The 19,897-nt window shown below is 61.5% G+C and carries 14 protein-coding genes and 1 tRNA gene; 14 read left to right on the forward strand and 1 reads right to left on the reverse strand.

Annotated elements, in window-relative coordinates:
- Positions 1–2: 2 nt before the first annotated feature.
- The 10 genes from CVU60_13290 (at position 3) to CVU60_13335 (ending at position 14,276) form a co-directional block, all read left to right on the forward strand.
- Positions 3–332, forward strand: a complete 330-nt coding sequence (locus CVU60_13290; protein PKN40994.1) for a hypothetical protein — start codon at positions 3–5, stop codon at positions 330–332.
- Positions 329–1,228 (forward strand): EamA family transporter, encoded by a 900-nt coding sequence (locus CVU60_13295; GenBank protein PKN40995.1) that lies wholly within the window; start codon positions 329–331, stop codon positions 1,226–1,228. Before CVU60_13290 ends, CVU60_13295 begins: the two co-directional genes overlap by 4 nt.
- 105 nt (positions 1,229–1,333) lie before the next feature.
- Positions 1,334–2,809 carry a glucose-6-phosphate dehydrogenase gene (zwf, locus tag CVU60_13300; protein PKN40996.1) on the forward strand — a complete coding sequence of 492 codons (1,476 nt, stop codon included), beginning with the start codon at positions 1,334–1,336 and terminating at the stop codon, positions 2,807–2,809.
- Positions 2,810–2,941: 132 nt separating this feature from the next.
- A complete protein-coding gene (locus tag CVU60_13305; GenBank protein ID PKN40997.1) occupies positions 2,942–4,027 on the forward strand; it encodes a hypothetical protein in 1,086 nt (361 codons plus the stop codon).
- 63 nt (positions 4,028–4,090) lie between these two features.
- Positions 4,091–4,166 (forward strand) — tRNA-Ala (locus tag CVU60_13310).
- Positions 4,167–4,654: 488 nt separating this feature from the next.
- On the forward strand, positions 4,655–7,549 hold the full coding sequence (locus CVU60_13315; protein ID PKN40998.1) for a hypothetical protein: 2,895 nt from the start codon (positions 4,655–4,657) through the stop codon (positions 7,547–7,549).
- A 106-nt stretch (positions 7,550–7,655) separates the two neighbouring features.
- Complete coding sequence (locus CVU60_13320) at positions 7,656–8,654, forward strand: hypothetical protein (GenBank protein PKN40999.1); 999 nt, start codon at positions 7,656–7,658, stop codon at positions 8,652–8,654.
- The gene (locus CVU60_13325) at positions 8,644–10,920 is read left to right on the forward strand and encodes a hypothetical protein (GenBank protein PKN41000.1); all 2,277 of its coding nucleotides are present in this window, start codon (positions 8,644–8,646) and stop codon (positions 10,918–10,920) included. The genes CVU60_13320 and CVU60_13325 overlap by 11 nt, the downstream gene beginning before the upstream one ends.
- Positions 10,921–10,962: 42 nt before the next feature.
- Complete coding sequence (locus CVU60_13330; protein ID PKN41001.1) at positions 10,963–13,791, forward strand: hypothetical protein; 2,829 nt, start codon at positions 10,963–10,965, stop codon at positions 13,789–13,791.
- 110 nt (positions 13,792–13,901) lie between these two features.
- Entirely contained in the window at positions 13,902–14,276 is a 375-nt protein-coding gene (locus CVU60_13335; GenBank protein ID PKN41002.1) for a hypothetical protein, read from the forward strand.
- Here the strand turns inward: CVU60_13335 and CVU60_13340 are convergent.
- The gene (locus CVU60_13340) at positions 14,270–16,168 is read right to left on the reverse strand and encodes a molybdopterin oxidoreductase (GenBank protein ID PKN41003.1); all 1,899 of its coding nucleotides are present in this window, start codon (positions 16,166–16,168) and stop codon (positions 14,270–14,272) included. The two genes, CVU60_13335 and CVU60_13340, sit on opposite strands and share 7 nt — an antisense overlap.
- 267 nt (positions 16,169–16,435) lie before the next feature.
- On the opposite strand from CVU60_13340, the gene CVU60_13345 reads away from it, so the two are divergent.
- From CVU60_13345 to CVU60_13360, 4 genes are all read left to right on the forward strand, one after another.
- The gene (locus CVU60_13345) at positions 16,436–16,897 is read left to right on the forward strand and encodes an error-prone repair protein UmuD (protein ID PKN41004.1); all 462 of its coding nucleotides are present in this window, start codon (positions 16,436–16,438) and stop codon (positions 16,895–16,897) included.
- The gene (locus CVU60_13350) at positions 16,898–18,169 is read left to right on the forward strand and encodes an SOS mutagenesis and repair protein UmuC (GenBank protein PKN41005.1); all 1,272 of its coding nucleotides are present in this window, start codon (positions 16,898–16,900) and stop codon (positions 18,167–18,169) included.
- 200 nt (positions 18,170–18,369) lie between these two features.
- Positions 18,370–19,266 (forward strand): UV DNA damage repair endonuclease UvsE, encoded by an 897-nt coding sequence (gene uvdE / locus CVU60_13355; GenBank protein PKN41006.1) that lies wholly within the window; start codon positions 18,370–18,372, stop codon positions 19,264–19,266.
- A gap of 86 nt (positions 19,267–19,352) precedes the next feature.
- A complete protein-coding gene (locus CVU60_13360; GenBank protein ID PKN41007.1) occupies positions 19,353–19,685 on the forward strand; it encodes a hypothetical protein in 333 nt (110 codons plus the stop codon).
- Positions 19,686–19,897 lie beyond the last annotated feature (212 nt).

Raw genomic sequence — 19,897 nt, forward strand, 5'->3', positions numbered from 1 at the left:
ACATGCATTTCAGGGAACAATCATTTGCGGCGGCCATGGAAATCTGCAGCGAAAGCGAACTGGCCGAGGTTGTCCACGCCTGGATTCCAGGCGATGCGGGATTTGTGGTCCACGCCTGGGCCGAAGTCGAGGGCGCGGTGTATGACCTGACGGAGAGCGAGCACCCAATACCCAAAGCCGAGTACTACACCCGCATGGGCGTGCGCGAAGACCTGACCCGCCGTTACGGCCGGGTGGAATACTTCACCCTGATGGCCGAAACGGGCAGCTTTGGCCCCTTCGACACGAAGTTCTTCTTCGCCAACCAGACCTCGTTTCTCCCCCAGGCGTGACGAACATCCCCTTTGCCGGGGAGGTCGCGGCCCTCACGGCGGCCTTCATCTGGGCCCTGGCCACCATCATTTACGCCCGCACCGGCAATCAGGCTCCGGCGCTGTTCCTGAACCTGATCAAGGGCAGCATCGCCGTGGCCATGCTGGGCGCGACCGTTTTCGTCCTTGGCGACTCGCCCCCCATCCTCTCGACTACGCAGTGGCTTTGGCTGTCGGGCAGCGGCATCGTCGGCATCAGCATCGGCGACAGCGCCTATTTCTCGGCCATAAAGCGAGTAGGCCCCAGTCAGACCCTGCTGATCGAATCCCTGGCGCCGCCGCTGACCGGCGTCCTGGCGCTGTGCTTCCTGCACGAAACCATCGGTTTCTGGGCCTGGGCGGGCATCTTCCTGACCATGAGCGGCATCCTCTGGGTGATCACGGAGCATCAGCCGCAACAAAAACGTCTGAATCTACCGGGTCTTGGCTTCGCCACCCTGGCCGCCCTGTGTCAGGCCACCGGCATGGTCATGTCCCGGCAGGTCATGGTCACAACCGGGATCACCCCCCTCTGGGCCGCCCTCATCCGCCTGGCTGCGGCCAGTCTGGTGCTGTGGACCGTGCTGCCGATCCTCAAGCCCGAAGTCGTCCTGCGCCGGGAGTGCTGGCGTTCCATCGGCACGGCCCGGAACGGATGGGCGTTCTTCACCCTGGCCGTCTTCCTGGGTACGTTTCTTGGCATCTGGCTGCAACAGGCCGCCCTCAAGCTGACGGGTGCGGCCATCGCCCAGACCCTCATCTCGGTCAGTCCCCTCTTCGCCCTGGGGCTTGCCGTCATGACTGGGCACAAGGTCTCCCGGCGCAGCCTCGTCGGCGCCCTGGTCACCCTGGCCGGGGTGGCCCTCTTTTTCCGCTGAAAACACGCCCCGCCGGACAAAAGAGACAGGAATCCGGGACTTGCCTTTTGGCTTCGTCCTGATATTTCTGATCGCTCCGAACCTTCTCACCACCCCGGGAGCCCCATGAGCGCCTCATCATCCTGCCCCACAGCAACCCAGGCCGCTCCGGTCAATCTGGTCATCTTCGGCGCCACCGGAGACCTGGCCATGCGCAAGATCTTCCCGGCCCTGGCCTCCCTCTGTCAGAACGGCCTGCTCAGTCACGACACGCGCATCCTGGCCGTGGGGCGCACGAATTTGAGCGCCGAGCAATACTCGAACCTGATCGGTGAAAAACTCGCAGAGGTCATCCCCCCGTCCTGTCTGGCCGATCTCGCGCCCCGGGTCCGCTACCTGCGACTGGATCCCGACGAACCCGAAGCGGGCTACACCCTGAGCCTAGCCCTTGGCGAACTCGACCGCGAGACGCCGAAAAACCGGCTCTTCTACCTGGCCGTGCCCCCGAGCGCCTACATCCCCCTGGCCACCATGCTCGGAGAGGCGGGCCTTGGACGGGAGAGCGAGGACACGAGCGTGCGCATCGTCGTGGAGAAGCCCTTCGGCCGCGACCTGCCCACGGCCAGGGAGCTGGACACGGTGCTGCACCGCTATTTCAGCGAGCGCCAGATCTTCCGCATCGACCACTACATGGCCAAGGAGACCGTGCAGAACGTCCTGCTGCTGCGCTTCGCCAATGCCCTCTTCGAGCCCGTCTGGAACCGCCGCTACATCGACCACATCCGCATCACCGCCTCCGAAACCCTCGGCATCGGCCACCGCGCCGGATTCTACGATCAGGCTGGTGTGCTCAGGGACATGTTCCAGAACCACATGATGATGCTGCTTTCGCTGTGCGCCATGGAGCCGCCGTCCATGTTCGAGGCCGAACTGGTCCGCGACGAACGCTCCAAGGTCTTCCGGGCCCTGCGCCCGCTTGATCTTGAGCGACTGGATGAACAGCTGATCCTGGGCCAGTACGGACCGGGCATGTCAGACGGCCAGGCCGTGCCGGGGTATCTGCAGGAACCGGGCATACGGCCGGACTCGACCACCCCGACCTTCGCCTGGCTCAAGGTCTATCTGGACAACTGGCGCTGGCAGGGCGTGCCCTTCCACCTCTGCTCGGGCAAACGGCTGGAGGCAAAACACACCGAGATCACGGTGCAGTTCAAGAGCGTGCCCGTATCCATGTTCCGCAAGACCAAGGACGACATCATCCCGCCCAATCGGCTGGTCATCGGTATCCACCCGCACGAGGTGGTCCGCCTGGAGGTCCAGACCAAGGGTCAGGGATCCACGCTCTGCCTGCAGGGACAGTCCATGGAGTTCTCCTACGGCGCGGGCTCGGGCCTTGGCCGTCTGGACGATTACGCCAAGGTTCTGCTGGACTGCATCACCGGCGACCAGACACTTTTCTGGCGGCAGGACGCCGTGGAGCTGTGCTGGGGTTTTCTGACCCCCATCCTCGACCGCTGCGACTGCCTGGACCGCCCTCTGCCCCTGCACTCCTACGTCGCGGGCGGACCCGGTCCCAAAGCCGCGCAACGGACCGGATCATGAACAAATTTTTACGACGGCCCGGGAAATAGAGTCTGCAGCCTGCTCCGCGCGCTGCAGATCAACGACCGAATCCTGAACTGCCGCTGCCACGCATTCAACAATAACCATTCACCATCCCACGGGAGGACCCCCATGGCCGGTTTTGAAGGCACCAAATGGGCTGATTTCCAGTCACGTTACCTGCTCCAGGGCAAGTCCCTCGCCATGGTTCCCATGGCGGACAAGGTCCCTGCGGTGTCCCGCTCCATTCATTACGGGCTCTGTCTGGCCTTCGAAGGCATCCGCTACTTCGTCGGCCCGGCCGAGGACGGCAGCCTGCATGTCCAATTTCTGAATCTGCACAAGAATCTGCAGCGTTTCCGCCGCTCCATCTCCTTCAACCTGGGCGCGGCCCAGCAGGCCCTTGTGCCCTCGGAAGAGGAGCTGGAGGCGATGATCCTGCACTACCTGCGCAGTCCGGAGCTGGCCGGTTTCATTCAGTACATGGGAGAATCCGGCGGACAGGGCTACCTGCGTCCCTTCACCGTGGACGAGTCCCAGTCCATCGGCGTGACCTTTCCCGAGAGCCCGTCCATCCGCATGGTCACCTGCACCTATGACCGCTACATGGGCGAGCCCTTCAGCGGCGTGGTAGTGCCGGGCCTGGTGCGGGCCGTGGGGGCCAACGGCACGGGCAACCTGAAGCTCGGTGTCAACTATCTCTTGAGCGTCAAGGCCGTGGACGAAGCCCGTACCATCCTGCCCGAGGCCACCTCGGCCCTGTTTCTGGACGATCGCCTGGACCTGCCCCTGCGCGACCGGCACGTCACGGAGTGGGATTCCTCCTGCTGTCTCATCGCCCTGACAGACGGCACAGTGGTGAAAATCCCCGAAAGTCCGCTCATCCTGCCATCGGTCACGATCCAGGGCATCTGCGCCATCCTGCGCGAATCGGGGGTGAACGTGGAAGAGCGCGACATGACCTACGGCGAACTCATGGCCCGGGCCGAAGCCGGAGAGATCGCAGCCATCGCCTCCATCGGCACGGCGGGCATCCTGAACCGCGCCCAGCGGCTGGTCATGGTCGATGAGAACAACGCGCCCTGCACGGAAATGCGCGCCCAGACCGACCATCCCCTGTACCAGGCCTTGGGCCGCGCCCGGCAGACATACTGGGAAATCTACCAGGACAAGGCTCCGGTGCCGCAAGGCATGGTCCTGCAAAGCTACCTGATTTAACGGGAGACTGCCGCCCGCCTGTTGACATCGGGCCCCGGACCCCATATCAGGCTTTCCACGTTCGGGGATGTAGCTCAGCTGGGAGAGCGCTGCGTTCGCAATGCAGAGGCCAGGAGTTCGATCCTCCTCATCTCCACCAAAGAAATCAAGGGGTTAGATGTTAAAATCTAACCCCTCTTTCTTTTCTGAAATATGTCTCCCCGCACCCTGCGAACGCTCCAGACGACAGACAATGAGTAAATACGAGCCCTTCTTGTCAGCGCGCCGCATGAAAGGGCTGCGTCTGTTTTCCAGGCACACCGATTTGCGGCATCACCGTTTGACCCACTCGTTCCCTTCCTTGCGATTGTTTCAAGACTCATCGTGCCGATTCTTGAACCGCGGGTTCGGGGACCCTTTTCTGCACTACAGAAAACCAAGGGCCGGATATTGATCCCGGCTTTTTTTTCGACGTCTTGACTGAAATAAATCGCCAGTTGATTGATATTTTCCGAAAATGATGAAACAAACTCGAATGCTGATCTTCCCGGCATGGGTCTTGAATCGGTTTTCGCATCATTATTTTGGTCTCATTCATGAAAACCGGTCGCCGGGCGGCCACTTCACACCACAACCTGCGAGTCGCGGATGCCTTCTTCAGCATCGGATGGTCATTGTATTTCCGGAGAGTCCGGACCCGGACAGGAACAACACCTGCGCGACGCGCTGATGAACGCCCCCATCGGGTTCTCCATGGCCGCGCCCGACGGGAGGGTCCTGTTCACCAATCCGGCCCTGGTCAAAATGTTCGGATATGACACGGCTGAAGAGCTGCTGACCGGTGCCCCGCAGACCATTGCCAGCCTCCATGACAGAGCCGGAACCGCTTCCGCGAACCGGGAATTGCGACTCACGCGCCGGGACGGATCAGCCATCTGGGTGTCCGGAAGTGCCAGAATCGCCCACGCCCCGGATGGAAGCATTTCGCATACCCAGGCCTTCACCACCGACATTTCCGAAATCAAACGCATGGAAGAATCCCGGCAGGCCTCGGAGGCGAATACGTCCCGCCTCATCGGCAGCCTGCCGGGCATGACCTTTCGCCGTCGCAATGACAAAGATCTGACCGTGGACTTCGTATCCGAAGGTTGCCTTGATCTCACAGGGTACAGCGGGGAAGAGCTGCTGCACGGCGCCCGTCTCTCATTCAATGACCTCATCCTGCCCCAGTACCGGCAGAATGTCCGAGAAAACTGGACTACAGGCATAGAAAGACGCGCCCCTGTGCATATCGAATTCGAGATCATGACCGCCGACGGAAAGCCCAGATGGGTCTGGGAAATAGGGATTCCCATACATGCGGATGGCGGCGAGGTGGAGGCCCTTGAAGGGGTGATCGTCGACATCACGCCGCGCAAATTCGCGGAAAAAAGCTCGCAACAGCGGGAAAAGGCCCTTGAACTCGCGGCCGCGACCTCCCTCGAACTTCTGCTTGAGCCGGACCTCAATCAATCCATGGCGAGAGTCCTGGCGCGACTGGGCCAGGATACGGGCACGGACCGGGTTTACGTTTTCAGAAAACATACCGACAAGGAATCCGGCGCTGAGCTCACAAGCCAGATCTACGAATGGGCACGGCCGGGAATCCCGCCCCAGCTCGACAACCCTGATCTGCAGAACCTGCCCATGAACGACTGGACGCCCCGCTGGCTGGCGGAGATGCGTGCCGGGCGCTCCGTCAAGGGCCTGGTCCGCGACTTTCCCGCTGAAGAGAGAGAAATTCTGGAACCGCAAGGCATCCTCAGCATCCTGGTGGTTCCCATCCAGCTGCACGGCACATTGTGGGGATTTCTCGGCTTCGACTCGGTTCGCGCCCCGCGCACCTGGACGCCCATCGAGGAACATGTCCTGAACATCGTCTCGGCCAGCCTGGGAGCGGCCATCGCCCGCAGGCAGGTCCAGGAGGAGCTGGCAAGCAGCAACCGGACGCTCATGACCATCCTCGACAGCCTGCCCGTGGATGTCTACGTGGCCGATCTCAACAATTACCGCATCCTGTTCATGAATCAGTACATAAAGGACAGCTTCGGACGCGACTGCACCGGGGAGCTCTGCCATCAAGCCTTCAACCACGAGTCAGCGCCATGCGGCCACTGCACCAACAGCAGGCTGCTGGATGAAAACGGCCGCCCCCGGGGAGTCATCGCCTGGGAATGCTTCAATTCCGTGACCGGCAAATGGTACAGAAATTTCGATCAGGTCATTCCCTGGACCGACGGTCGCCTCGTACGCATCGAAATCGCCATGGATCTGAGCGACCGCAAACGGGCCGAAGAGGAAATCCTGCGGGCCCGGGACCTGGCCGAAGCCGCAAGCTGCGCCAAGTCGGAATTCCTGGCCAACATGAGCCACGAGATCCGCACGCCCCTGAACGGCGTCATGGGCATGCTCCAGCTCCTGCAGCTCACAAAGCTGGACCCGGTCCAGGAAGACTACACGGACACAGCGATCCACTCCTGCAACCGTCTGGTGCGACTTTTGACCGACATCCTGGATCTCTCGCGCATCGAGGCGGGCAAGCTCAGCATCCAGAGCGCGCCCATGGATCTGTCCGAAGTGCTGCGCCAGACCGGAGACCTCTTCTCGCCCACGGCCAGGGAAAACGGGCTGGAGCTTCACTTCAGGATCGACCAGGCCATCCCCCACCGGCTCCTCGGAGACGCGACTCGCCTGCAGCAGATCCTGAGCAACATGGTCGGCAACTCCCTCAAATTCACCCACGCAGGCAGCGTGACCGTGGAAGCATCGCTGCTGCCCGCCGCGCATGAAGGACAATGCCGGGTGCTCTTCTCCGTAGCCGACACCGGCATCGGCATCCCCGACGACAAGCTGGGCAACCTCTTCCAGCCCTTCTCCCAGGTCACGGAAGGATACACCCGCAGCTATCAGGGCGCGGGCCTTGGCCTGTCCATCTGCAAACGCCTCGTGACCTTCATGGGCGGCAACATCTCCGTTGTCAGCGAGCTTGAGGTGGGGACGACCATGTATTTCAGCATCAACTTTTCCACGGGGACCGAAAACATTCGGCCCATTCTGAGTCGCGAAACATTTTTCGCCCCCGCCCTGGACGGCCTGAGCGTGCTCATGGCCGAAGACGACCACTTCAGCGGCATCCTCGGGGTCAAGTTCCTTAGTACGTTCGGAGCCAAGGTAAAGCACGTGTCGAACGGCAAAGAGGCCCTTGAGGCCCTAAGGAGCGAGCCCTTCGACCTTGTGCTCATGGACGTGCAGATGCCAGTCATGGACGGCGTCGAGGCAACGCAGTCCATCCGCCGGGGCCTGGCTGGCGACGGGGCAAAGAACATCCCCATCATCGCCATGACATCCTATGCCATGGACGGGGACCGGGAAAAATTCCTCATTGCCGGAATGAACGCCTATGTGTCCAAACCGATCGACATCAAGGACCTGATGGGCGCCATTTCGGATATGCTGCGTCGGGAAGGCGCGAAGAAACCGAACCAGGCGAAACCTTGCCAGTGATCCTTTCACTTTCGATCGGCGGATTTCTTGTCAGAAACATTATGTCCCCGCCTTCTGGCTCCCGGAGCATATTGCGGCACACGACATAGTGTGACAAAAAAAAGTTATGAGCCGCATAATCCTGTCCACCCTTCTTCTGTCACTCTTCATGGCAGTCTCTCCCATCTCCGTCGGGGCAGGGGCAGATACCGGCGGGAAGATTCTGGTCGTGCACAGCTACGACCGCGGGTTCGCCTGGACCGCAGACATCCATGACGCTCTGGAACGGATGCTGTCCAGGCACCGGATAGAACTGCGCACCGTGTTCATGGACGCCAACATCAACCGCGACGAAGCCAGTCTTACGGCTGCAGGGCAGAAAGCGGCCGAACTGATGAGCACCTTCAGGCCGGATGTGGTCATCACCAGCGACGACGATGCACAGCAGTATTTCGCGGCGCGGTTTGCAGGCGACAGCTCGGCCCCGGCCTTTGTTTTCTGCGGGGTCAATCAGGACCCGGCGCGATACGGCTATCCCGCGATCAACGTCACGGGCATCGTCGAGGAGCTCGCCTGGAGCGATAGCCTGAAGTTGCTGCACCGCCTGAGCCCCGGCATCCGCAGGGTCGTGGTGCTCCTGGACTCCAGGACCTCAAGCCTGGCAGGGGTCCGTCCGATGCGCGCCTCCACTCCGGAAGGCATCGAAGCCGAATGGATCATCGTCGACACCTATGAAAAATGGCGACAGCTGGTTGACTCCAGCAGTGCAACCCACGACGCCCTGGCCATCATGACCTACCACAGCCTGACCGATGCCGAAGGCCGGATCGTCCCGAGCCAGGAAGTCATGCGCTGGACCCAGGAGCATGCAAACATCCCCTCCCTGGGATTTTTCGACTACACCGTCGCCGACGGAGCCCTCTGCGGCGTGATCCAGACCGGATTCGAACATGGCACCCTGGCGGCTGACATGGCCCTGCGCATCCTGAACGGCGAACGCGCCGGAGACATCCCCATCGTCACTAAAACGCGGGGGCTGACCATGTTCAACCTGAAAGCTGCCAGAAAACTGCGCATAGAAATCCCGGAAAATCTCCTTCAGGAGGCCGTGGCACTTGTGGAATAAAGCCTTTTCCCTGCTGGCCGTGCTACTGGCCCTGAGCACTCTGTGCGCACAGGCCCGGACCGTCCCCAATATTCTGGTCATTCATTCCTACAATCCGGGGCTGAGCTGGACCGACGACATACACCAGGGCATCGTCCAGACCCTGACCGACTCCGGGAAGCCCTGGTCGATCAGCACCGAATACCTGGACGCCAAGCGCTATCCCGGGGAGCACATGCTCCGGATGCAATCGGAACTGGTCGCCATGCACGTACGCGGCCACACCGTGGATGCGGTGATCGTCTCCGACGATGCGGCGTTCGGCTTTGTCCTGCAAAACCGCGAAGAACTCTTTAAAGACGTGCCCGTAATCTTCTGCGGCGTGAACAATTTCCAGCCGGAGATGTTTGGCGGCGCACAGGGCATCACGGGCGTATCGGAAATAATCTCCGTACGCGAGACCCTGGACGCGGCCCTGGCCCTGCACCCCGACACGCGCAACGTGGTCGTCATCGGAGGCTCGGCCTCCAGCACGGACAGATCAAACCGCAGCCAGTTTCTGCGGCTCATGCCATCATATGCCGGACGGTTGCGCTTCCACTTCTGGCAGGACATCCCCACCCCCGCCCTGCTGGAAAAAATCTCGGCCTTGAGTCCAAAAACCCTTGTCTTCCTGGCCAACGCCATTGCCGGGATGGATGGGCGCATGCTCGACTTCGGCCCCAGCGTGGCCCTGATCCGGGCCAACACGCAGAGCCCGATCTACGGATTCTGGGATTTCTTTCTGGGGCACGGCATCGTGGGCGGCAAACTGGTCAACGGGGCCGAGCACGGCAGAATCGCGGCCAGGATGGCCCTGCAAATCCTGGATGGAGCCGCGCCTTCAGATCTGCCCGTGGTCCGGGAAGTGGCCAACCGATTCTTCTTCGACCACCGGGAGCTGATCCGCTTCAACCTTGACGAAAAGGCCTTGCCCGAAGGTTCCGTCATCGTGCATCGGCCCCGAAGCATCTTCGAGGCCAACAAACGGCTCTTCCTGATCTTCGGCAGCATCGTCATCGCCTTGCTCGTCATCATCATTTCCCTGGCGCTGGTCGTGCACATCCGCAAGCAGACCCTTCTGGAACTGCAATCGGCCCGGCGCAAGGCCGAGGAGGCCAACGAAGCCAAAAGTCTTTTTCTGGCGCACATGAGCCACGAAATCCGCACTCCCCTGACCGGGATCATGGGCCTGGCCGAACTGACGCTCGGCAATCCAGGCAGCCAGAACATGCAGGAATATCTGGCCCTTATCCGCCAGTCCGGACAAAACCTGCTGCACATCATCAACGACATCCTCGATTTCTCGAAAGTCGAAGCCGGCAAGATCGAGTTTCAAAACACCAGTTTCGACGTCCGCAGCATGCTTGAGGCCACCATTGCCTTCTTCGATACCGGCCTCAAGGACAAGGATGTCACCCTGTCCCTTGTGCTTGCCCAGGACCTGCCCGGGATCGTGCTCGGCGATGAAAACAGGATCCGTCAGATTTTCTTCAACCTGGTGGGCAATGCGGTCAAATTCACCGAAAAGGGAAATATAGAACTGCGCCTGACAGGCCTGACCTGCGAAAGTAAAAGCGCACGCATGATGCTGGAATTTGAAATATCCGATACCGGATGCGGGATCCCTGCGGACAAGCTGGACAGCATCTTCGAGCGCTTCACCCAGGCGGCGCGCTTTCCGACCAGAGCCTATCAGGGCACGGGGCTCGGACTGGCCATCGTCAAGCAGCTCATCGAAGCCATGGGCGGCTTTATCAGGGTGCAAAGCACGGAAGGGACGGGGACCACCTTCTGCTTCGGCTTTCCGGTCGAACGGACGCTGCCGGAAGAGGCGGCGCAAGGTCCGGCGCAGGATGGAGAGCCCAGGGTGCAGGAGTTGTCCGTACTGGTCGCCGAGGACAATCCGATCAACCGGCTCTTCCTGCAAAAATCCCTGGAAAAGCTCGGACACCGGGTCATCTGCGCCACCAACGGCCAGGAAGCTCTCGATCTTCTGGACACCGAGACCGTGGAATGCGTGCTCATGGACATCCAGATGCCGGTCATGGACGGAAGCCTGGCCACACGGTACATACGAGACAGATTCGGACACGAGCTGCCCGTAATCGCCCTCACCGCCCATGCCCTGCAGGGAGACAGGGAAAAATACCTGAAGGAAGGGTTTGACGAATACCTGGCCAAGCCCATCTCCATCAAGGATCTGACCAGGATCATTGAACACGCATGCGGCAAGAATACACCGTAACCGGTCACCGCATCTCAGAACGCCGACACAAGCCGAGGTTTCATGCACCTGCATCGTAAACCGAGCATCTCCAGCGCATTCCTGCGTTTCACGTCGATTATCTCGACCCTGAGCATCCTTCTGCTCGGCGCGCTCTGGATCGGAGACGCCCTCTATCACTTCGACGAGGACAGCGCTCTCCTGCGCCAGGAATTCCTGGAAGCCCGCAAAAAAGAGGTCAGGCAGGAAGTCGACGTCTTTCTGGCCAAGGTCAAGGATCAGCGGGCCAGTCTGGATGATGTCTTGCGTAGCGACATCCGTGCGCGGGTCCATGAAGCGTGGTCCGTGGCCGACAATCTTTATCGCCTCAATGCGGCAAGCAAGAACGAAAAGGAACTGGCCGAGATGATCCGCGAAGCCTTGCGCCCCATCCGGTACAAGAACGGCAGGGGCTATTTCTTCGCCACGGGCCTCGATGGCGTAGAACAGCTCTTCTCGGACCGACCGGAACTTGAAGGGCACAACCTGCTGGATATGAGGGACAGGGAAGGCAAACCCGTCATCCGCGACATGATCCGTATCGCCAGGCAAGAAGGTGAAGGCTACTACGAATATCTTTGGACCAAGCCCGGCTCCAAGGACAACCGCCATCGCAAGCTGGCCTACATCAGGCATTTTCCCGGTCTCGACTGGCTTATCGGCACGGGCGAGTACCTGGAAGACGTCGAGAACGATCTCAAGGCGCGCGTGCTGCGCAATCTCGAATACGAGCGATTCGGCGACGGCGGATATTTTTTTGCTGGGACCCTGGACGGCATCTCCCTGGTTGGCCCGACCAAGGGGCGAAACATGTTCGAGGTCACGGACGCCAACGGCCTCAAGATCGTGCAGGAACTCGCCCGCACCGCCAAAAACAGCGGAGGCTTTGTCGAATATGAGCTCCCCGCCTTTGAAAACAACATTCCCCACCGCAAACTGAGCTACGTCACCCCGGTGGAAGACTGGAACTGGTATATCGGAGCCGGGGTCGACATCGATGCCATCGAAGAGGAGATCAAGCGCAGGCACGAGCGGCTCTGGGACAACACGTACAAGCACGCCGCAGCCATGCTCGCCGTGCTTGGCCTGGTGCTCCTGCTCCAGTACCTGATCGCCAGGCGGGCCGTGGCCCGCCTTCGCAGCGGCCTGTCCATGTTCATGACCTTTTTCAAACGGGCCCAGGAAATCGGGGAAGTGCTTGTCCCCGAATCCCAGCCCTATGCCGAAATGGAAGAACTGGCCCGATCGGCCAATGCCATGATCAAGGGCCGGATCCACGCCGAAGCGGCCCTACTCGCCAGCGAGGCCCGTTACAGGCGTCTGGTGAACAATGCCACGGACTCCATTTTTCTGGCCGACCAGAGCGGCCGGATAGTCGACGCCAACGAGCAGGCCTGCCGGCAACTCGGCTACACGCACGAAGAGCTCACGACCATGCACATCTGCGACGTGGACGTGGACGCGGCCGCCACTCCCGACGCCTTTTCAAGCCTCCAAACCGCACTGGCCGACGCAAACTCCGTGGTCATCCCGGGAATGCACCGCAGAAAGGACGGCTCCTCTTTTCCCGTGGAAATAAGGGTGGCGGCCTTCAACGAACACGGTCAGTCCTTCATGCTCGGCATCGCCCGCGACATCACGGAGCGGATCAGGGCCCAGGAAAGCCTGCGGCAGTCCGAGGCAAAATTCGTGCACCTCTTTCAGTCATCTCCGGACGCGATCCTTCTCGTCCATCTGGGAAGCGAACAGATCAAGGAAGTCAACGAGGCCTGTGTTCACGTCTTCGGCCACTCCAAAAAGGAGCTGCTCGGACGGACCACCCGGGACGTGGACATGTTCAGCGAACAGCGCGATCGCGACTCGATCCTGGTCGGACTGCGCAAGGGACAGGGGGTCAAGAATCTTGAGGTGACCATGCGGCACAAGGACGGGATGAAGCTGAACTGCCTCATGTCGAGCCAGGTATTGAACATCGAGGGAGAAGCGTACGCGCTGAGCGTATACCACGACGTGACCGAACAGAAAAAAATCCAGGAGATGATGATCCAGAGCGAGAAGATGATATCCGTGGGCGGCATTGCGGCGGGAATCGCCCACGAGATCAACAATCCGCTCGGCATCGTGCTGCAGGCTTCGCAGAACCTGGCTACCAGAACCAGGGCGGATTTTCCGAAAAACATGGAGGTCGCCCAAAAGCTGGGCCTCGATCTGGAACTGCTCGACCTCTACATGAAGGAGCGCAAGCTCGACATTTTCATCGAAGACATTCGCGAGGCGGGCAGACGCGCCGCCTTCATAGTACGCAACATGCTCGACTTCAGCCGCCGAAGCGAGAGCGAGCGCGGACTTTGCAGCATGCGCGATGTCGCGACGAAGGCCCTGAGCCTGGCGGGCAGCGACTATGACCTGAAGAAGAACTACGACTTCAAGAGAATCAGGATCGAAATCATCGAGGAGACCGAAATCCCGCTTGTCTTTTGCAGCGAAACGGAGATCGAGCAGGTCTTCCTGAACCTCCTGCGCAACGCGGCCCAGGCCATCGCAGGCGCGTCGGAGAAAATCCCCGATCCGCACATCGTCATGCGCATGTCCACCAAGGATGACTGGGTGCGCATCGAGATAGACGACAACGGCCCAGGAATCCCGCCGGAAGTCCTGCGGCGCATCTTCGAGCCCTTCTTCACCACCAAGAAACCGGGGGAAGGCACGGGGCTTGGGCTGTCGGTAAGCTACTTCATCATCACCAGCGGGCACGGAGGCAGAATTTACGCCGGGTCCAACGACGAGGGTGGATCCCGCTTCACCATCGAACTGCCGGTGACTCCCGGGGCAGCAGCGCGAGAGCGGGAATAGCAGATCGCCATTTATGAACGGCCTGTGAATCTCTATTTTTTAACAGTCAGTCAGACGCCTTTGATTCTGGTAGCCATCAAAGCGGGTGCCGTGGATCACACCCGCGAGCCATGACGGACATTTTCTCTTTGCAGAACGTCAAAAGCGCGATAGGGCGCGAAAAACACCAGCCCAAAAGGCCTCCCGTCAAAACCTTCAGCCAGGGTAAGCTGCCCATGCGACCCAAGATCAGAACCGGATACCCAGTCACCATCCACGGCCAGCCTTTCACCAAGGTCGGCATCGTCTGCGACGCGTCCGCCTACGACACGCGCAACACCGTGGAGGTGGTCTATGTGGACGCAGCCTTCAAGGCCCGGCGCACGATCGTGGCCTGGCGCGGTGACCGCTTCGAGTGGAGCGAACCGAGCTACCCCGGCGTCAACGTCGAAAACGACCCCGACTACGAACTCTACGTGACCACGGTCAAGAACGGCCGCTACTGATCCCGCTGCTCCAGGCGGCAGCGCTGCTCATAGTACGCGCCCGTCCCGCCCATGTCCGTCTCCACGAACCCGATGATGCGGTTCACCCCGCCGCCCGATTTGCCCCACGGCCCACGCCGGTAGACCACGCAGTCCGGATGCATGGACTCGTCCGCCGCGAGCAGCACTTCAATCCGCCCCAGTTCCGTGACCAGCCAGCCCGCGCCGGGCGTGATGCCAAGGGCCTCAAGGGTACGCGGATGCACGGTCACGACCGGCGATCCGCCCTGTTCTTCGGGCAGGATCTGGGAATGGACGAAGCGGCGGTTGATGAGCGTCAAAAGCTGCAGGGGATAGTCCTGCGAGTCCTCCACCGGCGGGTCCAGGCGGGGAGGCAGGCGGTAGAGGCCGTCCCCGTGCCCGAAGCGCAGGTTTTCGAAGGCCACGGCAGGGTGGTTGGAGCGCACGTATCCCGTGCGGCGCAGCTCTTCCAGGCTGGCGCCCAGGCTCGGGGAATCCAGCGCCTGGCGCAAGGCCGCCTCCGGCTCCGGCAGGACCACGGGAGGCGAAAGCCGTCCGCCAAGCTCGGACAAAATCTGATAATCCGTGCGCACCCCCTGCGGCGGCTCCACGGCCTTGGCGCTCCACTGCACGTATTCATGCAGGAAGGAACCCACGACATCCTCCTGCTCGAGCATGAGCGCCACCGGCAGGATCAGGTCCGCGACCTCGGCCGTGTCGGTCATGAAGGCATCGGCCACCACGACAAAATCGAGACCGGCCAGGGCCTCGGCTACAGCCGCAGCCTCCGGAAACTGATTGGCCGGATTGATGCACTCCACCCAGGCCATGCGCACGGGGGGATCGGCGCGGCGAAGCTCCCGGGCCAGATCGGGCATGAGCAGGGTCCGGCCATACGCCGTCTGCGCCTTCCAGGGCAGGACGAGATTGGCCATGGAGCTCAGGCCGAAATAGGCCCCGCCGCCGCTTCTGCCCACCTGCCCCGAGAGCATGGCCAGGGCGTTGATGAAACGCACGTTCTGGCCGCCGAATCGGTAGCGCTGCAGGCCCCAGCCCAGGAGCGTCGCCACGGGCAAAGGCCCGGCGTAATGGTCCGCCAGCAGCGCCACGTCCTCGGGCCTCGCCCCGCACCATTCCAGGAGCCTCGGCCCGGACTCGGCCAGCAGGTCCTCAAAACTCTCCGGCTCGTGGCAACCGGCCGCCACCTCGGGCGCGATGCCCTTGCGGCGCAGCACCTCGCGCAGCACGGCCGCGGCCAGGAAGCGGTCCGTTCCGGGTTTTACGCGCACGAAATGATCCGTGAAACCCTGGGCCGTGTCCTCTCCGGGCGCGATGGTCACCACCGGTACGCCTTTCTTGCGCAGGGCACGGGCCATGGCCGCAAGGTGCACGGAGCCCCGCGCCAGGTCGCGGCCCCAGTTGATGAGCGCCGAGGTGTTCAGGATGTCCGAAATGTCGTTGGTGCGCAGGCTGCCGAAGTCTTTCATGCACGCCTCTATCCCGGCCTCGTCGCACAGTGACCCGTGCAGGCCGGAAGCCCCCAGTCTGCGAAAAAAGAGGTTCGAGAGCGCCTTGACCACGCCCCGGTTGCCCGAACCGCGCACATGCAGGATGGAGCGGGGCTCGTCCCGGTACTGGCCGATCTTTTCAGCGCACAGTCCAAGGGCCTCGTCCCAGCCTATGTCCTGCCAGCGCCCGTCGACTTTGAGCCGGGGCGAGCGCAGGCGATGCGGACTGGCCAGGCGCCTGCGGTGCACGTCGAGTTTGGGACAGACAAAGCCACGCGTGAACGGATGGTCGGGATTGCCGCGCAGGCGCAGGCCGTCCCGCCCATTTTCGGCCACAAGGGAACAGGCATCGGGGCAATCGAGGGTGCAGGCGGTGATGGTCATGTATTCTCCCTGGCAGGCCGCTGAAAAAACGGCAATCTGCTGCGTCAGCGAAACAATCCAGACCGCTTATGTATGCCATATACACCGCGCGTCCTGGATTGTTTCGCTTCCTTGCATCTCACCATTTTTTCAGCGGCCTGCGAATTTTGAATTTTTCAAGCTGTCAACTCAGGATCGGCTACGTGTCCCCAATCGTGTTCGTTTCCGTCAGTGACAGTACTAACGCCAGCGTTGACGGAAGCCAAGGCGGGAGGCAATGGTTCATGCATGTCAAACCTTCTTCATCTGACTTCCCCGCGCCGCGAGCGCGTCGAAATCCTGGGCCGCGCCGTCACGGAACCAAGCCCCGGCACGCCCCTCTATCTGGATCGCATCTCGGCCGGCTTCCCCTCGCCGGCCGACGACTACATCGAAACCGCCCTGGACCTGAACACTTATCTGATCCGCAACCCCGCCGCCACATTCATGGTCCGCGTCAGCGGGGACTCCATGACCGGCGCAGGCATAAGCGACGGCGACGTCCTGGTCGTGGACCGCTCCGAAGAACCCGCCCACAGCAGGATCGTGGTCGCGGTGCTGGACGGCGAACTGACGGTCAAGCGCCTGGTCATGAAGGGGGGGCAGACCATGCTGGCCCCGGAAAACCCACGCTACAAACCCATCATCGTGAACGACGAACAGGATCTGCACGTCTGGGGCGTGGTCTCGGGCGTGGTACGGAAGCTCTAGATGCGCGACTTCTACCTCATGGTCGACTGCAACAATTTCTACGCCTCCTGCGAGCGGGTCTTCGACCCCCGACTGGAGGGCAGGCCCGTGGTCGTGCTGTCCAACAACGACGGCTGCGTCATCGCCCGCTCCGGCGAGGCCAAGGCCCTAGGCATCGTCATGGGCGAACCGGCCTACAAGCGGGAGGCATTCTTCACCCGCAACGGCGTGCACGTCTTCTCTTCCAACTACGCCCTCTACGGGGACATGTCCGCACGGGTCATGCAGACGCTGACGCGGTTCGCGGACGAGACGGAAGTCTATTCCATCGACGAATGCTTTCTGCTGCTGCGGGGTTTGAGCGCCTCCTCCCTGCTGCAGACCGCCCGCGAAATCCGCCACACGGTGCGGCAGTGGACCGGTATCCCGGTCTGTGTAGGCATCGCCCGAACCAAGACCCTGGCCAAGATCGCCAACCGGCTGGCCAAGAAGGAAAGCAGGGACGGGGTACGCCTGCTGGAGGACGATGAAGACATAAACGAGGTTCTGCAGGGTCTCGAAACAGGGGACGTATGGGGCATCGGCCGCAAAAACGCGCAGCGCCTCAGTGCCTGCGGGGTGCGCACCGCTCTGGACCTTAAAGGTCAGGACGACGACTGGATCCGCCGCCACCTGACCGTGACCGGCCTGCGCACCGTGCTGGAGCTGCGCCAGACCCCGTGCATCGCCCTGGAGGAGACCCCTCCCCCGGCCAGATCGCTGGTCTGCTCGCGCTCTTTTGGCACACGCATCGAGAGCCTGGACAGCCTGGAGGAGGCGGTCTCGGCCTACGTGCAGCGGGCCGGGGAAAAATTGCGCCGCAAGGGTCTGGTGGCCGCGGCCGTGCAGGTCTTTGTGGAAACGAACCGCTTTCAGCCGGGCCCCCAGTACACCGGGAGTCGCTGCCGCGCCCTGCCCGCCCCCACGGCCAACACCCTTGACCTGCATGGCCCGGCCCTTGAAATCCTGCGCGAGATCCACAAGCCGGGATACAGATACCAAAAGGCGGGCGTGATTCTCCTGGACCTCTCCCCGGCCTCGGGCCGCCAGCTCTCCTTCCTGGAGCCCCATGGGGAGGAAAAAACCCGCCGCGACGCGCTCATGCTGGCCATGGACCGGATCAACACCGTCCACGGCCGGGGCACCCTGACCCTGGCCGCCTCGGGCCAGGGGAAAAAGGAATGGCACATGCGCCAGGAACGGCGATCACCGAGCTATACCACGTCCTGGGCCGAACTCCCCGTAGCCCGCTGAAACCGTCCACAAATCAATTCTGGACTGCGTTGCTCACCGATTTTGCCGGGCTCATGTGGACGGCTGCACTTCACCCGGCAAAATCAGCTTACCCATGCTGGGCACAAGCGCGCCTTGCCAGAATTGATTTGTGAACGGTTTTAGACTGACTGGTTGTTATGGAATTTTCCGAACTTCAACCTGTTTCACCAAGGAACCTCATGCGTTTTGGACTGTGCTGCCTCTTTGTGGCCGAAAAGATTTCCTTCCGCACCACCACGGCCAAGGTGCTGTCCGCCATGGAACGCAAGAAGGCCCTGGCCAAGGTCTCGGACATCTGCCTGCACAACGCGGACAACCTGCTCCTGGCCGTGCAGGCGGCGCAGCGGCTCGGCATCGGGGCATTTCGCATCATGTCGCCCCTTTTCCCGCGCATGACCCACCCCGAGGTCGGCTACCAGCTTGAAGACCTGCCTCAGGCCGATACAGTCTCCACGCGTCTGTCCGCCGCCAAAAAGTTCGCCCGGGAGCACGACATCCGCCTGAGCTTCCATCCGGACCAGTTCGTGGTCCTGTCCTCCCCCCATGCCCACGTGGTCGAAAACTCCGTGCGCGAACTGGAATACCACGCCTTTCTGGCCGAACTGGTCGGCGCGGATGTCATCAACGTCCACGGCGGCGGCACCTACGGCGACAAAGACGCCGCCCTGGCCCGCTTCGCCGAGGTGTTCAGGCGCCTGCCCGAAAATGTGGCCACGCGTCTCAGCGTGGAAAACGACGATGTGAGCTACACCGTGTCCGACCTGTTGCCCATGTGCACGCACCTGGGCCTGCCGCTGGTCTATGACGTGCACCACCACCGCTGCAACCCCGACGGCCTTGGCGAATGCGAGGCCACGGATCTGGCGGCAACGACATGGCGCGGCCGCGAACCCTACTGCCACATATCCTCCCCGCGCGAGGGCTGGCAGGGCAATCCCAAGCCCCATGCCGACTACATCAACATCGCCGATGTCCCGCAGTGCTGGCATGGCCGCGCCATGACCGTGGACGTGGAGGCCAAGGCCAAGGAACTGGCCGTGGTCAAACTGATGCAGAAGATCATTGGTGGGCAATGATGTTTTTGTCATACATCACTGGACAAAACACGAGGGCAGACTTACAGGGATGACACTGTTTCCCGATCATTGAGGGAGGATATGTCATGATCAACAAAAGAAAATCTCCGAGAAAGGCCAGCCTTGAGCAGTGCAACGTGGAATTGTACGCATCCGCCAGAGGCCCGTTCCCGTCCCGCGTCGTCAACTACAGCGACCGGGGGCTGATGATCGAGATGGATCACCCCCTGACCGCAGGAGAACCCGTAAAAATCCTTTTCCGGCCCGGAGCCGAAAACGCGCAGAGGCTGGGCGAAACCTACTGCGTAGGCATGGTTCGCTGGTGCGCCCCTCAGGACGGTCTGTATTCGAGCAGATACGGTGTCGGCCTTGAGATGGCGCAAGCCTCCGCCAGGAAAAGGTCTTTCCGGGCGGCTTGAATCTGAGTCGTATTTGCCCGGACAAGAGGGTATGTAAAAAAGCCGAATTTCGGCTGATGTCTTTTTTTTGCCAAGCCCAAACCCTACCTGAACAGTCACCACGGGAATCCTGCAGGACCAGCCCCGCCCACAATCGGGTGCTTTGTATCCTCGAATCCAAATTCGAATAGCAGCCTTCGGCTCGCCAGGTATCCTGTGCGTTGCCGTCCGTC

The organism is Deltaproteobacteria bacterium HGW-Deltaproteobacteria-18 (assembly GCA_002841885.1).
Classification (GTDB): Bacteria; Desulfobacterota; Desulfovibrionia; order Desulfovibrionales; family Desulfomicrobiaceae; genus Desulfomicrobium.

What these genes read in the sequence shown, in the direction of transcription:
- zwf (PKN40996.1), top strand. Translation starts at nt 1,334, where the DNA reads ATGAGCGCCTCATCATCCTGCCCCACAGCAACCCAGGCCGCTCCGGTC.
- CVU60_13360 (PKN41007.1), top strand. Translation starts at nt 19,353, where the DNA reads ATGATCAACAAAAGAAAATCTCCGAGAAAGGCCAGCCTTGAGCAGTGC.
- CVU60_13340 (PKN41003.1), bottom strand. Translation starts at nt 16,168, where the DNA reads ATGACCATCACCGCCTGCACCCTCGATTGCCCCGATGCCTGTTCCCTT.
- CVU60_13350 (PKN41005.1), top strand. Translation starts at nt 16,898, where the DNA reads ATGCGCGACTTCTACCTCATGGTCGACTGCAACAATTTCTACGCCTCC.
- uvdE (PKN41006.1), top strand. Translation starts at nt 18,370, where the DNA reads ATGCGTTTTGGACTGTGCTGCCTCTTTGTGGCCGAAAAGATTTCCTTC.
- CVU60_13315 (PKN40998.1), top strand. Translation starts at nt 4,655, where the DNA reads ATGCCTTCTTCAGCATCGGATGGTCATTGTATTTCCGGAGAGTCCGGA.
- CVU60_13305 (PKN40997.1), top strand. Translation starts at nt 2,942, where the DNA reads ATGGCCGGTTTTGAAGGCACCAAATGGGCTGATTTCCAGTCACGTTAC.
- CVU60_13345 (PKN41004.1), top strand. Translation starts at nt 16,436, where the DNA reads ATGTCAAACCTTCTTCATCTGACTTCCCCGCGCCGCGAGCGCGTCGAA.
- CVU60_13320 (PKN40999.1), top strand. Translation starts at nt 7,656, where the DNA reads ATGAGCCGCATAATCCTGTCCACCCTTCTTCTGTCACTCTTCATGGCA.
- CVU60_13290 (PKN40994.1), top strand. Translation starts at nt 3, where the DNA reads ATGCATTTCAGGGAACAATCATTTGCGGCGGCCATGGAAATCTGCAGC.
- CVU60_13330 (PKN41001.1), top strand. Translation starts at nt 10,963, where the DNA reads ATGCACCTGCATCGTAAACCGAGCATCTCCAGCGCATTCCTGCGTTTC.
- CVU60_13335 (PKN41002.1), top strand. Translation starts at nt 13,902, where the DNA reads ATGACGGACATTTTCTCTTTGCAGAACGTCAAAAGCGCGATAGGGCGC.